The sequence below is a fragment of the Aquabacterium sp. A3 genome (assembly GCF_038069945.1).
Classification (GTDB): Bacteria; Pseudomonadota; Gammaproteobacteria; order Burkholderiales; family Burkholderiaceae_C; genus Aquabacterium.
In genome coordinates this window covers 1-1,424 of the sequence record NZ_JBBPEV010000027.1, presented here as the reverse complement: position 1 = coordinate 1,424, position 1,424 = coordinate 1, and the positions used below count along the sequence as shown (strand labels likewise).

Genomic DNA, 1,424 nt, shown 5'->3' with positions numbered 1-1,424 from the left:
CAGCCTAACTGTCAGGTCAACGCGGACGCAACCAAGGGCCATGCCTTCGGCATTCTCATGGCCCTTGCTTGTGCCCTCCGCCCTCACGGGCTCCGGCGCCGGTTACCTTGGTAGTTAGGCCTAATCTCAAAGACACAAGTAATGGAGACTTTGAATGTACTGTGCGATATGCGGAATAGATACTGGTAATACTTGTGTTCAATGTGGAAGAGCCTTACGCCTAAGCAACGAAGGTAGTGCTGAACAACAGTCTTCAGAACATCCTTGGCTCTGGAATCCAGATGTCGCAGCTGTTCTCAGTTGGCTATTGTTCACAAGCCTCTTCGGCTCACTGATCCATGCCGCGAATTGGAAACGCCTGGGGCAAAGAGGCAAGATGTGGAAATCAGTCGGATGGGCTGCAACCTATGTTGCCACCATAATGGCTGTAGTCATTTATGGCACGGCCAATCACGATTCAGATTCCACATACAAGCTGGTGCTCTTGGCTAACTTCTTGAATGTGGCATTTTGGTATTTTATTAGTGGACGAGCACAATCAAAATATCTAGTCATAGACATGAAGAATCAGTACCGACGTGAGAGCTGGATTATTCCGATAGCTTTAGCAATGCTATTCGCTATCGCTATAAATACCCTGAGCTGACAACGCGAATTGGCACGTGAAGTGCAACACCCAGAATTCAGATCGTCGTAATGCGCAAACCTTCCACTCCGCGCCCCAGCCTAACTGTCAGGTCAACGCGGACGCAACCAAGGGCCATGCCTTCGGCATTTTCATGGCCCTTGGTTGTGCCCTCCGCCCTAAAGGGCTCCGGCGCCGGTTACCTTGGTAGTTAGGCTCCCAGAAAACCGATGAATCGAAGCGTTCTCGCTCTTCTCGTGGTGTCACTTTCGATTGCCATAGTTAGTGGTTGGTCTTGGTATCACGCATACTCTCCGCTGCCATGCTACGAGGCAACCCCCGGTAGCACTGAGTGGCCTCCCGCTGTTTGCGACCTGCGTTTTAACATAACGTTCGTCTTCATTAAGGACTCGGCATCGAACATCATTGCTGTTCTGGGAACTCCGGCGGCAATATTGGTGTTCGTTCTAGCACTAACGTGGCAGTTGATCCTGAGCGCTAGGGTGGGCCTTGCAACCACCTTCTCTGTCTTGGCATTCTTGGCACTTTGGGCGTTTCTGATTTGGTGGCTTGATCGCCCCCCTTACCTATGTGCCTTCGGTTTTGGCGGCTTCAACTGCAGCGGTGTTATAGAGAGCATCAGCCTAAGTGCCGTTTTCCTGGGGTGGGTCGCACCATTAGGGAAGGTCTGCAAAACCCGCCGTCAAGGCGCGAGTCTTGCATGATGATGTCGTCAAGTTGATACGTGGCGCAAGGACATGAAGCAAGTCAGCCTGGGATTGAACCTGTCGACCAAGAA

Annotated in this window: 1 protein-coding gene; it reads left to right on the top strand. The window is 51.6% G+C overall.

Annotated features, from left to right (window positions below; all coding sequences use genetic code 11):
* Positions 1-154: 154 nt before the first annotated feature.
* The gene (locus WNB94_RS17180) at positions 155-646 is read left to right on the top strand and encodes a hypothetical protein (protein WP_341391591.1); all 492 of its coding nucleotides are present in this window, start codon (positions 155-157) and stop codon (positions 644-646) included.
* The last annotated feature ends 778 nt before the right edge of the window (positions 647-1,424 follow it).

What these genes read in the sequence shown, in the direction of transcription:
- WNB94_RS17180 (WP_341391591.1), top strand. Translation starts at nt 155, where the DNA reads ATGTACTGTGCGATATGCGGAATAGATACTGGTAATACTTGTGTTCAA.